The sequence below is a fragment of the Algoriphagus yeomjeoni genome, assembly GCF_049821175.1.
GTDB classification, from domain to species: Bacteria; Bacteroidota; Bacteroidia; order Cytophagales; family Cyclobacteriaceae; genus Algoriphagus; species Algoriphagus yeomjeoni_A.
In genome coordinates, this window is record NZ_CP187512.1 from 2,162,386 (window position 1) to 2,175,031 (window position 12,646).

Here is a 12,646-nt window from a genome sequence, read left to right on the forward strand (position 1 = left end):
CCTTATTATGCATCAACCCACACATGACTACACAGTCGACCTGGACTGGAACCACGGTCGAATTGGACAGCTGAGCAGTCCAGAACTGGAAACCCTCATCGAATGTGCCACTCCACCGGAATTCCCAAACGGGATACCCGGTATCTGGTCCCCCGAGCACTTGTTCACAGCCGCAGTAAGCTCTTGTCTGATGACAACGTTTCTTGCCGTTGCTGAACATTCCAATCTCAAATTCAAAAATTTCACATGCAAGGCGACCGGAAAATTGGCCAAGGTTGACGGAAAATGGATAATGACAGAGATTCATCTGTTTCCAGAATTGACGCTAGGTCCCAATGAAAAAAAAGAAAGTGGATTGAAAGTATTGGAAAAATCAGAAAAAGCCTGCCTGATCTCCCATTCGATCAAATCCGAAGTCAAAATGTTTCCGAAAATTCTCCACTTGGAATTAAGCTAATTCTAAACATACATAGTGAAGGTCATAAAAGGCAGATTCTTTGGACCTGCCTTTTTTCTGTTATTTTAGCTGAGGTCAGTTCAAATCAAAACTGTTAAGGGTGGGATCATACTTTTTATTTCCGATAAATAGGTCGTAAATGATTTTTGTCATATTTTTGCTTTCAACAACTCCTTTTTATGTTTTCCAAAGCTTGTGAATACGGTATCAAAGCCATGATCTATGTGGCCACTAAATCCCTACAGGGGGAAAGGGTCAAAATGGGAGATATCGTAGAGAAGGTAGGTTCACCCGAAGCTTTCACTGCAAAAATATTAGGCGAATTGGCAAAAAATGGACTCATCGAATCCCTGAAAGGTCCATACGGAGGCTTCTTTATCCGCCCCGATCAAATTGAATCCACAACGGTAATCCAAATCGTTTCTGCCATCGATGGAGACAATATATTCTCTGGTTGTGGATTAGGCCTAAAGGAATGCAGTGCCCAAAAACCCTGTCCTATGCATAAGAAATTTGTAAAAATCAGAGCCGAATTAAAAAAAACACTGGAAACAACCACTTTGATAGAATTGGCGAACGGGATCAAATCTGGCCAAACAATTTTGGTTAGATAACTCCTTTTTTTTGATTCTATTTCCGATAAAAAAGTCGCAAATAGATTCAAAATCACATTCTCAAAAAGTGACAAAATCTATAAGTGCCTAATTATGAAACACACTGCTTTATTTATAACATTCTTTGCCTTATTAATTTTCAAAGTACAGGCCCAAACCGTCCCCAATCCAGAGATTGGTCAATGGTGGTCCAGTCCCGGAATTATCGGCACGGCCCTACTTATTGCCTTGGTGTCTTTTGTCGCCATTCTCATCATCGGTTCACGCCTTTCGGCATTACTTCACCACCTCAAGAACAAATCAGAATCCCGAAACAAGGAATCTTTGAGATCCGAAATGGTGAATTGGGATGATGAAGACTTAGACTGGGTTTTGGAAAAGCGAAAAGCTGCCAAAACCTACCAGCTTTCAGGAAAGGAACTCTCAGGTCAAACCCCTTCAGAGGATAGCCTCGGGTTGATTACTAAAGTCAACCATGACCCAGAAAACCCTCTGGTCAATGAAAAAAAGCGGGAAACTCTTCACCTAGACACCCCTCAACCGCTCCGAAGCCTGATGATCTGGTATTTGGGCGCCTCGGTATTTTGGTTGGTTTTCGGCACGTTGGTCGGTCAGTATGTAGGTATGAAATTCATCTGGCCAGAGTTGGATCAAATCTCTTGGCTTTCCTTCGGTCGACTTCGCCCGGTCCACACGAATACCGTATTCTGGGGCTGGGCCTCTTTGACAATGGTAGGCTTAGGCTATTTTGTAATTTCCCGAACTTCCAACACAAGCATTTTTAGCTACAGCATCGCGAAAATCGCTTGGATTCTAATGAATTCAGCCGTATTACTGGGCAATTTCCTTCTCATGAGCGGGGTAAATAATGGTGGTGGGGAATACCGGGAATACATATGGCCTGTGGCTTTACTCTTTGCTGTCGGGATGATCTTAACCTTTTACAATTACTATAAAACGGTAGCAGACCGTAAGATCTCCGAAATCTATATTTCCAATTGGTACCTTTTAGGTGGCCTGGCGTGGACCATCACATTGGTGATTATCGGGTATTTGCCAAGCTATCAAGATGGCCTCGGAGAGACAGTGATCCAAGGTTACTACATGCACCAAGGAGTGGGCATGTGGTTCATGACCTTCACTCTTGGATTGGTCTATTATTACCTTCCAACTTCGCTCAACACGCCGATTTATTCCTATTCTTTGGGCGTGTTGGCCTTTTGGACGCAGATGCTTTTCTACACGATGATCGGCACGCACCATTTTGTCTTCAGCCCTTTGCCTTGGTGGCTTCAGACGGTTGCAATCGTATTTAGCGCAGGCATGCTGATCCCGGTCATTGCCGGAACCACCAATTTCCTGATGACTATGAAAGGTAGCGGGAGTGCCATTTCCAAAAGTTATGTATTGCCATTTTTCTTGGTTGGTGTGGTTTTTTACTTTGTGGGTTCTGCCCAAGGGAGTTTACAGGCATTTAGACTGACTAATTTTCTTTGGCACTTTACGGACTTCAATGTGGCCCACTCCCACATGACCATGTATGGAATCATCACCTTTATTCTTTGGGCTTGTATTTATGCGATTTTACCAAAAATCACCGGAAAAGAGCCTCCAGCATTGGGAGTTGGCATCCACTTTTGGCTGGCTTTTATAGGGCTATTTGCTTATATGGTTTCACTGATGGCAGGAGGAACACTACGAGGTATCAGCTGGATAGAAGGGGAACCATTCATCAATTCCGTCATTTTAATGCAGCCCTATTGGGTTTGGAGAGCAGTCGGAGGGTCGTTGATGTTGGTCTCCCACTTGGTTTTTGCCTATAATTTTTATCAGATGGCAAAAAAGGGAAATGTCGATCCGGCAAAAGTTACATCTCAATCATTTCAGCTAACCCCTAACCAACCGGATCATGTTTAATTTTCATAAAAACCATAGACTCCTTGTTGGAACGGCCGCTCTGGGATTTATTCTGCTGAGCATGGGCATTGCCATCATCCCGGCTCTTCAAATGCAGGATGTAAAACCCTTGCCAGGCATGGAAGAACTGAGCTCTGAGGAGCTGAAAGGTCTTCATGTCTATGTATCTGAAAACTGCATGTCTTGCCACACCCAGCAGGTCAGGAATATTGAAATGGATCAAGTTTGGGGTCAGCGGCCCTCTTTGGCTTCGGATTATTATTTTAGCAAACAACGGATGGATCTTTGGAGACAATCTCCTTCTCTTCTGGGAAGTGAGCGGACCGGACCTGATCTTACTGAAGTTGGAAAAAGGCAACCTGGAATAGAATGGCATCTCCTGCACCTTTACAATCCCCGAATAGTGGTCGGTGAATCCATCATGCCAAGCTATCCTTGGCTTTTCGAAGAAAAATCCCCTGCAATGGTCACTAAAAAGGATGTGCTAGTACCCGTTTCTGCCGATCTCCTAAAAAACCCTGAACATAAGCTTGTAGCTAAACCGGAAACTTTGGCACTGGTGACCTACCTGCAGTCCTTGGTACAGATGGATATTGGACAGGATCTTGGACCGGACTTTATCCCTTCCACCCGCGAGAAGAAAGGGCAATCTTCGGGAGAAAAATCACTTGAATTGGATGGCATACAGTTATATGCAGGAACCTGCGCAGCCTGCCACCAGCCTACTGGGGATGGAATTCCTGGTGCATTCCCGCCTTTGGCAGGAAGCAAAATCGTCAACGATCCAGACCCCAATACTCTAATTCAAATAATGCTATCCGGTTATGACGCTCGCCCCGAATACGGAGCTATGCCTGGATTTGCTGACTTGCTTACCGATGAAGAGATCGCCGCCATTGCTAACCATGAGCGTAGCAGTTGGGGAAACAAAGCTCCAGCAATTTCTCCGGAGCAGGTAAGTGAAATCCGAAAATTCATCCAAAACCAAAACCCATAAACCCATGCAAAATTCAGAGATATACCTCGAATCCCTCATCACCGCCACTCCACAGGAAGGCCGGGAATTGGCAATCAAATTGGCTAGAAAGTCCATCGCAGCTATCCAAACGGACGCGGAAAAGAGAAAAGCACTGAGGGCAAATTATGCTGAAGACACTGCACAGCTGATCGCATCGGCACAAATCATTGCGGTAGAATTTCAGACCATTGCCATGGCAAATAACTACTGGAAATCGTGAACAAAGCTTTAATTTCATTCTTGCTATTCTTCATTTCAGTGATTCCAGCAATAGCCTGCGATGTCTGCCAAAGAAACCAGCCTAAATTGCTTCAGGACATCAGTCATGGTACTGGTCCACAGGCAGAAAGTGACTACTACATCATCGGAGTCTCAGTAATTATCGTGTTGCTCACACTGGTTTATAGTCTGAAATACTTGCTCAAACCAGGTGAACAAAATCCCAAGCACATCAAAAATATTATCCTAAACCAACATTCGGAGTCATGATAGATAATCGGAAAATCCGTGTATTCCTCGACGAGGATTCGGTACCATTTGCCGAATTCAGCCCGCCTGTAAAGTTCGTACTGGACACCACCAAAATCCCAGATGGCAAGCATCAACTCCGAATCGTGGCACAGTCCACTTCTGGCAAAGAGGGAATGAAAACCGTGCCTTTCGAAGTTCGAAATGGGCCCTCCATTTCTATCGTTGGACTTGAGGATGGAGAGGTGGTCACTGATCAAGTTTCTGTCACGATTAACTCCTACGGCAGCGAGCGCAATGATTTCTTCCTAATCCGCGGTTCGGAGACTCCGAAAGGAATCCCTGCTTGGGTATGGGCGATTACAATCTCATTTATCGGATTTGCACTCTTCTATTTTACTATGTACTGGAATCAAGATAATTATCAATCCTTCTTCTGATGAACAAACCTGACATAACCACCCTGGACCATATTAAAATTATGGTCGACAGCTTTTATGGAAAGGTCCGAAAGGACGAAATACTGAAAGATATATTCAATGCAGTCATCGAAGAGCGATGGCCTGAGCATTTGGAGAAAATGTATCGATTTTGGCAGACCGTCTTATTGGACGAACACACGTATTATGGCAGTCCATTTACTCCGCATGCCCATCTTCCCGTGGACAAAGCCCACTTTGAGCAATGGATTAAGTTATTCCTTGAGACGGTGGATGAAAATTTCGCCGGAGAAAAGGCCGAAAGGGCAAAGTGGCAAGGACAACGAATGGCGGAAATGTTTAACTTAAAAATTAACTATTACCGCACTTCTTCTGTGCACCCTATTTTATAATTTCCACTCATTCCAACTTCTCATAATATGTCTAAATCCACCCCCCTAAAACGTGACCCTGCCCTACAACACCTCAGTCATGATCATCACCAAGGGCTTTTGCTTTGTTGGAAAATCAGACAAGGTTTCAAACTCGGAATCGAACCGTCTCGGATGCGGACCTATTCCCAATGGTTTTGGGAGAACTATTTGGAATCCCATTTTGAGGAAGAAGAAAAAGTTATTTTCCCAATACTTTCAGAAGAAGACTCACTTTTAAAGCAGGCATTGAGTGAACATAAAAGACTGCGAAAGCTATTTTCCTCATGGGAAGACCCGGAAAAAACTTTAGGTCAGATCGAAGAGGAACTTGAGCGACATATTCGGTTTGAAGAGCGAACGCTTTTCCAAGTGATTCAGGAAAAAGCTTCAGCGGAGCAATTGGAAACCATCAAAGAATATGCTACTCGGGAGAAGTTTGTGGAAAATGACTCAGACAATTTTTGGGTAACGCAAAAAAGCAAATAAACTCACACGGGATGTTTTGGATTTCTTAAGTTAAGTAAACCTGTGTTCTTCCCGAGCTGCCGCTTTCTCTTAATATATCGAGTAAATCTTGAATTAGAAGGATAAACCCGGTTTTTGGTCATGTTGTTAAAAATCAAAGCTACAAAAAGTAGTATCAAACTTCCGGTAAGAACTGGTGAAAGCACATACCAAAAACCTATTTCCTTTATTTTCTCCGTACCAATCACAGCAATCAGGGCGGTGGCACCTCCGGGAGGATGGAGTGTCTTAGTGATTTGCATCAAAATTATCGAAAAAGACACAGCCAACGGAGCGGCCAGCCAAATAAAATCCGGAAATACTTTGTGCATAGCTACTCCAGCTATCGCCGAAATCAAATGGCCTCCCACCAAATTCCGGGGCTGAGAAAGAGGGCTTTGAATAGCTCCATAAACCAACACCGAGGATGCACCAAACGATCCAATCAAAAAGACATTTTCCTCCCTACTCAAAAAGTGGGTTTGATAAAATGCGATAGCGCCCACACCTACAAAAGCCCCTACAAAGGACCAAAACTGTTCCCGAAAATCAATCAGAGTCTCTTTATAAAATATATATTGAGAAATTCTTACCGCTCGTTTAATGCGCTTTTTCAAGGTGTTAGGTCAGTTAAATTGAAACAGTAAAAGACACTATTGAGTCCTGTCATCTATAATTAAGACTCAATTTTTTTTAGTTGAGAATGGATGAACGGAACTTTCGGAGCAAGAAAATACCCCGTAAGGCTTGCGATCAAAATGGGTACAAAATGTCCAAATCCTGTGAGCACACTCAATAAAATCGTCGTACTCACAGGAGTTCGGGTGACGCAGGCATTGACAGCAGCCATGCAACTTACCCATGTAAGGATCGGATTCAAGGAGGGAAAAAACTCACATAACAGCAACCCCAGACATGTCCCAACAAAGAATAGGGGGATGATAAACCCTCCTCTCCAGCCAGAGGTAACAGTGACGGAAATAGCCAAGATTTTCATTCCTAAAATCATCAACAACCCCATCCATTGGAGATCCATTTCAATTAATCCATTGATTTCATGGTGTCCAAAATATCGCGTGACAGGAAAACCAAAGCCAATCCATCCAAGAATAAAGCCTCCCAATGTGGTTTTAAAATAGATTGGTAGTGATATTTTGTCAAATACCATCTTACAGCCCTTGGTTATGTAAATAAAAACCCAAGCTACCGCAGCCGCAATAATTGCAATCCCAAAGGCATAACCAAAGTCAAAAATCCCTTCATATTTATAGGAAGGGAAGTTCCAAATCGGCCCCAAACCTAAATGGATAATCAAAGCAAAAACAATGTAACTAAAACAACTGGCTACCAAAGCAGGAATCACTGCCCGGTAATATTCAAGCATATGCTTATGATGCAAAATCTCTACTGCAAAAAGACTCCCTCCCAAGGGTGCACCAAAAAGTGCAGTGAAACCCGCGGCCATACCTGCAATACTATAAGTTCGCAGCTTTTCCCCTTTCAGTCTAAAAATTTTTCCAAGCCAGGTTCCCGTCGAACCCGTTACTTGAACCAAAGGAGCTTCAGGGCCAAGACTTCCTCCAGCTGCTACACAGATCAGCGAGGAAATAATCATCGATGGATTGTTTTTGGGATTGAGTTTCCCCTTGTTGAATCGGATGTTATTGACCATCAGATGGATTTCACCAGGATCTCCAATCCAATGAATAACTAACCCTGCCAAAAGCCCCGCAGAAGTCATCAGCGGTACGATCATCCAGCCACCAATTCCCTCCAACAGGTGAATCATGGATTCCAGTGTGATCCAATAAAGCCCGGCAATACCTCCGCCTACTAAACCCAACAATGCCCAAAGCAAAAAATCTCTACTAAATAAAAACGGACTTATGCGGATCGGGTGATCAAGTAAATTGGAATATCCGATAAGTTTACGCTTGTGATTGAATTTCAAATCCTATAAGTTTTCTTGATCTGGCAAAGAAATAGGAAAAGAATATAAGAGGAAAGAAAAACCATCAAAACCACTATCCATGAACCCAAAGACCAAAGGAGGAATCCCAGGATTTCATTCTTCCAGCTTCAAGACCTCGGTTAGACACTTCGTATTCTGATCTCCAAGTCCTCAGACGGTCACATTACAGAGTACAGGTGTCCCAATCTACGGTTCGGCAGTGAGCACCTTGTCCGCAAAAACAGGGTTGCAAGCCCCCAAAATCAGATATCCCGGATAATCTTTATCCAGCTTTTTTTCAAAGTCGCTTGAATGTCGATTTCGGTAAGAATAACAAAACCCTCTTCTTTTACGCCTGCTTCTACTTTGGTTCTCAGAGAAGCCAAGTCTTTATATTTCAAGACTTTGGATTGATAGTAAGACATAATTCTATCTGTTAATTAGGAAAGTATATGCTTAAACAACTGATAGACCATGGAATATTTTAACGAAATACACTTTCAAAAAAAAACAGTTCTGATTGTATGCACACCGCAGGGAAATCGTCTCAGTCAAAGGCTGATTCTTATATCAATGGACGCCGAAGGGGCAATCAACTTAAATTTCTCCAAACTGATGATTCTATTTCGTAATCAGTTTTTCTACATTCTCTCATTCCTCCTAGGGTCTTTTTATCTCCCTTGAAGTGCTGCAAGAAGTAATTACCGGTATATCCCTTATCCCTGAGCCAAATTCCCATTTTATCTAAGTCCTGATGGGATAAAAGTGCTGCATGTACCGTAGTCCGAACTTCAAATCGAACAGACGAAACAAGGAGAATTTCGAGAGATTTTTCGAAAGCCAAAAACAAATTTGACCGGGTAATTTTCCAGTAATTATCAGCCATAGACTTAAAATCCAATGCTATATAGTCTACCAATCTCTCTTCCAACAACTGGCGGAGCACCTCGGGTCGACTGCCATTAGTGTCAATTTTAACTTCAAACCCCATGGCTTTCACTTCCCTTGCAAAAGGGATTAGTTGGGAATGAATTGTACATTCGCCGCCGCTAAATACCACCCCATCCAGCAGGTTCCTCCGGGAAAGCAAAAAGTCCCGGACAGGCTCCCAACCCAACTTACCCTTTCCGAGGACAATCTCCGGATTGTAGCAATAGCCGCAGCGCATGTTGCAGCCGGCAAACCAAACGATGCAGGCCGTACGATCCGGGAAATCGAGCAAAGTAAAAGGGGAGATACTGAACACAGGTCTCCCCTTTTCCAGACTACTCTGCGAAGTGGGTGCGCTGCTTGTGTTCACCTTTTTTGCCTATGTTAAAACTTTCTACAGGTCGGTGGTAACCCATTACGCGGGTATAGACCAGACATTTGGTTCGCTTCTCTTCGTTGAGTTGAAGTAAGCTTTTGGTTTCGATTTGTTCAATTGTTTTCTGCATTGTGAATTGGGTTTTGGTTTAAGTCAATTAAAAGAGCTTCATCGCATTTAGGACAATATTCATGTTCGCCATTCAGGTAGCCATGCACTGGACATATGCTGAATACCGGCGTCACAGTGATGTAGGGTAGCTTGAAGTTGGACAGGACTTTCTTGACCAATCGACGACAGGCTTCCGGCGAGGATATTTTTTCCCTCATGTACAAATGCAAGACTGTGCCTCCGGTGTATTTGGTCTGGAGTTCATCCTGCAGCATCAGTGCCTCAAAGGGATCATCTGTGTAGTCCACCGGAATCTGGGAGCTATTAGTGTAATAGATATTTTCTCCCATCCCTGCCTGGATGATATCAGGGAAGCGCTTTTTATCTTCCTTGGCAAACCGATAGGTAGTTCCTTCGGCTGGGGTCGCTTCAAGGTTGTAGAGATTCCCAGTTTCTCCCTGAAACTCTTTCATCCTCCCGCGGATGTGTTCAAGGAGTTCGGAAGTCAGATTTTGACCAAAATACCCAGTTATATCCTCCTCTCCATATGTAAAATTCAGAACCATCTCATTGAGCCCGTTGACCCCAATGGTGGAGAAATGATTGCGGAAATGCTTCAGATAGCGCTTGGTGTAGGGGTAAAGTCCACGGTCATACATTTCCTGGATAAAAACCCGCTTCTCTTCCAATGTAGATTTTGCGATCTGCATTAGATAATCGAGCCGCTCGTAAAGCCCGGTTTTATTTCCTGCAAAAAGATATCCCAACCGCGCCATGTTGATCGTGACCACTCCGATACTTCCGGTCATTTCGGCACTACCGAAGAGGCCATTACCTCTTTTGAGTAATTCTCTGAGATCCAACTGAAGCCGACAACACATCGACCGAACGGCATTGGGCTTGTAGGCATTCGGGTTTTCGATCTTTTGGCCATTCTCATCAAACGTGTACTGGCTGCCGATAAAGTTTTGGAAATAGGACGAGCCGATTTTGGCAGTATTTTCAAAAAGCAAGTCTGTGTTGGGTCCATACCAGTCAAAATCCTCGGTGATGTTAACAGTGGGAATGGGAAAAGTAAAGGGCTGCCCGTTGGCATCTCCCTCGGTCATGATCGTGTAATAAGCCTTGTTGATCAGGTTCATTTCAGGCTGAAAGTGCTTATAGGTTAATTCTTCCAAATAGTTCACACCTCGCTTTTCAGCCTTTTCCATCAGCAAATCCGAATCGATACCCCTAAAAAGATGCAGGTCGTTTTTGGTTGGTATTTGATCTTTAAGGTCATCCGGCACCACCCAATCTATCGTCACATTGGTAAATGGAGACTGACCCCATCGGGCAGGAACATTCAGATTATAAATAAAAGAACGGATCGCTTTTTCAATTTCTTGGTAGGAAAGGGAATCCTTAAATACATATGGCCCCAGATACGTATCAAATGAGCTGAAGGCTTGAGCACCAGCCCATTCACTCTGAAGAATCCCTAGGAAGTTGGCCATTTGACCCAAAGCTTCCCTGAAATGCGCCGGAGGGCGGCTTTCTACCCGGCCACGCACACCGTTGAAGCCTTCATTGAGCAGGCCTCTCAGACTCCATCCCGCACAATAGCCAGTCAGGCAGTCTAAATCGTGAATATGAATATCGCCGTTCCGGTGGGCATGCCCCTCTTCTTTGCTGTACACTTTGTCCAGCCAGTAGTTGGCGATGATTTTACCTGCTACATTGTTGACGAGGCCAGCGTTTGAATATGACGTATTTGCGTTTGCGTTGATTCTCCAGTCAGATTGACTGATGTATTCCTCTATAGTCTGGGTGCTATCAACATAAGTGGTATCCTCATTGAGTCCGGCTACATGCTCCCGCTGAAGCTTTCGGGTATGCCGATACAGCATAAATGAGCGCATGACCTCAAAATGCCCGCCCCGGTAAAGTTCTTTTTCAATCAAATCCTGAATCTCCTCCACCGCCCAGGTTGTTTTGGTCTCCACCTTTTGGATCACGGCTTTGAAAACTCCGGAATCGTATTCTGTCTGGACACTTTGAAAGCCTTTTTTCAAGGCATCTTCGATTTTAAATGGGATAAATGGAGCATATTCTCCATTGCGTTTGATTACATACTGATCCATAGACATCGATGGTTAGAGACAAAAGACAATGTAATTTTAGGTAATAAAAGATTATTTTATCCTTTTTTCCAATGTGATTTATATCAATGTTTGACCTGATCTAAATCATCCAGTTTCAGCGAAACAAATCTGCATTTCTGTTTCGTGACACCCTTAATAAAAGATATATTTATCCTCCATTTTGAAAAACATATTCTTACTGAAAATGGAAAGCTGTCCTATATCAATGAAACTTTTCCGTCATGCCACTTCACCGAAAAGGAGTAAAGGTCTCTGGAATTCAAAAATCCCCACGCTCCTTTTGTATCCCGGTTTACCGTCTATTTGAGAGGGAGTCTTTTCCGACAAAAAACAAGCATCCCCCAATCCTACCACTAACCAAATTTCACCATGGATCTCAGTCCCCTGCAGTCCCAATTAATAACTCTAAAAGCACAAAAAAATGCTGTGATTTTGGCCCATTACTACCAAAGACCTGAAATACAACAGATAGCCGACTATGTGGGTGACAGTCTGGAGCTCTCCCGGAAAGCCTCCGAATCCCATGCGGAAATTCTGGTTTTTTGCGGGGTACATTTTATGGCCGAAACAGCCAAAATCCTCAATCCCTACTGCAAGGTCCTAATCCCGGATCTGGAAGCGGGCTGCTCATTGGCTGATTCCTGTCCTTTGACAGAATTCATCAGATGGAAAAGAAAATATCCGGAACATGTCTTGGTCTCCTACATCAACTGTAGTGCAGAGATCAAAGCCCTCAGTGACTACATCTGCACTTCTTCCAATGCATTGAAAATCATCAATTCCATAGCCAGTGACAAAAAAATCATTTTTGCTCCAGACCGGAACCTTGGTGAGTACCTGATAAAGGAGACCGGCCGGGAAATGGTACTTTGGGAAGGAGCTTGTGTGGTACATGAAGCTTTTTCTGTCCAAAAATTGATAGAATTGGTGCGATCCTATCCATCGGCAAAAATCCTCGCCCATCCTGAATCCAAATCCGAAATCCTGAAAATTGCGCATTTCATCGGCTCCACTACTGCCCTGATCAACTATGTCGTCGAATCTCCGGCTGATACTTTTCTAATTGGTACTGAAGTCGGCATACTCCATCAAATCAAGGAATTATCACCTGACAAATACCTGATACCCATCCCAACAGAAGAAGACAATACGTGTGCCTGCAGCGAATGTGCCTTTATGAAGGTCAACACCATACAAAAGGTTATGGATTGTTTGCAATCGGAAAGTAACGAAATCATTCTGGATCCAATGATTCAATGTTTAGCATTGATACCAATCCAGAAAATGCTACAATTATCTTAAA

17 protein-coding genes are annotated in these 12,646 nt (G+C 43.6%); 10 read left to right on the top strand and 7 right to left on the bottom strand.

Translation table 11 applies throughout. The features are described 5' to 3' along the window. Window positions 1-7 precede the first annotated feature (7 nt). From ACPUEN_RS08530 to ACPUEN_RS08570, 9 genes are all read left to right on the top strand, one after another. Window positions 8-457 carry an OsmC family protein gene (locus ACPUEN_RS08530; protein ID WP_425639698.1) on the top strand — a complete coding sequence of 150 codons (450 nt, stop codon included), beginning with the start codon at window positions 8-10 and terminating at the stop codon, window positions 455-457. Window positions 458-636: 179 nt separating this feature from the next. Continuing rightward, entirely contained in the window at window positions 637-1,071 is a 435-nt protein-coding gene (locus ACPUEN_RS08535) for an RrF2 family transcriptional regulator (protein WP_425639700.1), read from the top strand. Between the two features lie 93 nt (window positions 1,072-1,164). Next, window positions 1,165-2,988, top strand: coding sequence for a cbb3-type cytochrome c oxidase subunit I (locus ACPUEN_RS08540; protein ID WP_425639702.1), 1,824 nt, complete (start codon window positions 1,165-1,167; stop codon window positions 2,986-2,988). Further along, window positions 2,981-3,985 carry a cbb3-type cytochrome c oxidase subunit II gene (locus ACPUEN_RS08545; RefSeq protein ID WP_425639704.1) on the top strand — a complete coding sequence of 335 codons (1,005 nt, stop codon included), beginning with the start codon at window positions 2,981-2,983 and terminating at the stop codon, window positions 3,983-3,985. The genes ACPUEN_RS08540 and ACPUEN_RS08545 overlap by 8 nt, the downstream gene beginning before the upstream one ends. Before the next feature lie 4 nt (window positions 3,986-3,989). Then, window positions 3,990-4,226: a hexameric tyrosine-coordinated heme protein gene (locus tag ACPUEN_RS08550; RefSeq protein ID WP_425639705.1), complete on the top strand. Its 237-nt coding sequence runs from the start codon at window positions 3,990-3,992 to the stop codon at window positions 4,224-4,226. Continuing rightward, entirely contained in the window at window positions 4,223-4,495 is a 273-nt protein-coding gene (locus ACPUEN_RS08555; protein WP_425639707.1) for a hypothetical protein, read from the top strand. The genes ACPUEN_RS08550 and ACPUEN_RS08555 overlap by 4 nt, the downstream gene beginning before the upstream one ends. After that, a complete protein-coding gene (locus ACPUEN_RS08560; protein ID WP_425639709.1) occupies window positions 4,492-4,914 on the top strand; it encodes a cytochrome C in 423 nt (140 codons plus the stop codon). The genes ACPUEN_RS08555 and ACPUEN_RS08560 overlap by 4 nt, the downstream gene beginning before the upstream one ends. Continuing rightward, window positions 4,914-5,306, top strand: coding sequence for a group III truncated hemoglobin (locus tag ACPUEN_RS08565; protein WP_425639711.1), 393 nt, complete (start codon window positions 4,914-4,916; stop codon window positions 5,304-5,306). The genes ACPUEN_RS08560 and ACPUEN_RS08565 overlap by 1 nt, the downstream gene beginning before the upstream one ends. A 27-nt stretch (window positions 5,307-5,333) precedes the next feature. Continuing rightward, entirely contained in the window at window positions 5,334-5,813 is a 480-nt protein-coding gene (locus ACPUEN_RS08570) for a hemerythrin domain-containing protein (protein ID WP_425639712.1), read from the top strand. Between the two features lie 2 nt (window positions 5,814-5,815). Here the strand turns inward: ACPUEN_RS08570 and ACPUEN_RS08575 are convergent, their stop codons facing one another. From ACPUEN_RS08575 to ACPUEN_RS08605, 7 genes are all read right to left on the bottom strand, one after another. After that, the gene (locus ACPUEN_RS08575) at window positions 5,816-6,448 is read right to left on the bottom strand and encodes an HPP family protein (protein WP_425639714.1); all 633 of its coding nucleotides are present in this window, start codon (window positions 6,446-6,448) and stop codon (window positions 5,816-5,818) included. Between the two features lie 59 nt (window positions 6,449-6,507). Continuing rightward, entirely contained in the window at window positions 6,508-7,782 is a 1,275-nt protein-coding gene (locus ACPUEN_RS08580; RefSeq protein WP_425639716.1) for a chloride channel protein, read from the bottom strand. A gap of 207 nt (window positions 7,783-7,989) precedes the next feature. After that, a complete protein-coding gene (locus ACPUEN_RS08585; RefSeq protein WP_425640173.1) occupies window positions 7,990-8,073 on the bottom strand; it encodes a DUF302 domain-containing protein in 84 nt (27 codons plus the stop codon). Next, window positions 8,046-8,207 carry a hypothetical protein gene (locus ACPUEN_RS08590; RefSeq protein WP_425639718.1) on the bottom strand — a complete coding sequence of 54 codons (162 nt, stop codon included), beginning with the start codon at window positions 8,205-8,207 and terminating at the stop codon, window positions 8,046-8,048. The genes ACPUEN_RS08585 and ACPUEN_RS08590 overlap by 28 nt, the downstream gene beginning before the upstream one ends. Window positions 8,208-8,374: 167 nt before the next feature. Then, window positions 8,375-9,028, bottom strand: coding sequence for an anaerobic ribonucleoside-triphosphate reductase activating protein (locus ACPUEN_RS08595; protein ID WP_425639720.1), 654 nt, complete (start codon window positions 9,026-9,028; stop codon window positions 8,375-8,377). A gap of 19 nt (window positions 9,029-9,047) precedes the next feature. After that, window positions 9,048-9,218, bottom strand: coding sequence for an anaerobic ribonucleoside-triphosphate reductase (nrdD, locus tag ACPUEN_RS08600; protein ID WP_425639721.1), 171 nt, complete (start codon window positions 9,216-9,218; stop codon window positions 9,048-9,050). Continuing rightward, complete coding sequence (locus tag ACPUEN_RS08605) at window positions 9,202-11,322, bottom strand: ribonucleoside triphosphate reductase (protein ID WP_425639723.1); 2,121 nt, start codon at window positions 11,320-11,322, stop codon at window positions 9,202-9,204. The genes nrdD and ACPUEN_RS08605 overlap by 17 nt, the downstream gene beginning before the upstream one ends. Before the next feature lie 390 nt (window positions 11,323-11,712). On the opposite strand from ACPUEN_RS08605, the gene nadA reads away from it, so the two are divergent. Next, complete coding sequence (nadA, locus tag ACPUEN_RS08610; protein WP_425639725.1) at window positions 11,713-12,645, top strand: quinolinate synthase NadA; 933 nt, start codon at window positions 11,713-11,715, stop codon at window positions 12,643-12,645. Window position 12,646: the final 1 nt, after the last annotated feature.

Coding starts and splice junctions, on each gene's coding strand:
- ACPUEN_RS08530 (WP_425639698.1), top strand. CDS start 8: ATGCATCAACCCACACATGACTACACAGTCGACCTGGACTGGAACCAC.
- ACPUEN_RS08535 (WP_425639700.1), top strand. CDS start 637: ATGTTTTCCAAAGCTTGTGAATACGGTATCAAAGCCATGATCTATGTG.
- ACPUEN_RS08540 (WP_425639702.1), top strand. CDS start 1,165: ATGAAACACACTGCTTTATTTATAACATTCTTTGCCTTATTAATTTTC.
- ACPUEN_RS08545 (WP_425639704.1), top strand. CDS start 2,981: ATGTTTAATTTTCATAAAAACCATAGACTCCTTGTTGGAACGGCCGCT.
- ACPUEN_RS08550 (WP_425639705.1), top strand. CDS start 3,990: ATGCAAAATTCAGAGATATACCTCGAATCCCTCATCACCGCCACTCCA.
- ACPUEN_RS08560 (WP_425639709.1), top strand. CDS start 4,492: ATGATAGATAATCGGAAAATCCGTGTATTCCTCGACGAGGATTCGGTA.
- ACPUEN_RS08565 (WP_425639711.1), top strand. CDS start 4,914: ATGAACAAACCTGACATAACCACCCTGGACCATATTAAAATTATGGTC.
- ACPUEN_RS08570 (WP_425639712.1), top strand. CDS start 5,334: ATGTCTAAATCCACCCCCCTAAAACGTGACCCTGCCCTACAACACCTC.
- ACPUEN_RS08590 (WP_425639718.1), bottom strand. CDS start 8,207: ATGTCTTACTATCAATCCAAAGTCTTGAAATATAAAGACTTGGCTTCT.
- nrdD (WP_425639721.1), bottom strand. CDS start 9,218: ATGCAGAAAACAATTGAACAAATCGAAACCAAAAGCTTACTTCAACTC.
- ACPUEN_RS08605 (WP_425639723.1), bottom strand. CDS start 11,322: ATGGATCAGTATGTAATCAAACGCAATGGAGAATATGCTCCATTTATC.
- nadA (WP_425639725.1), top strand. CDS start 11,713: ATGGATCTCAGTCCCCTGCAGTCCCAATTAATAACTCTAAAAGCACAA.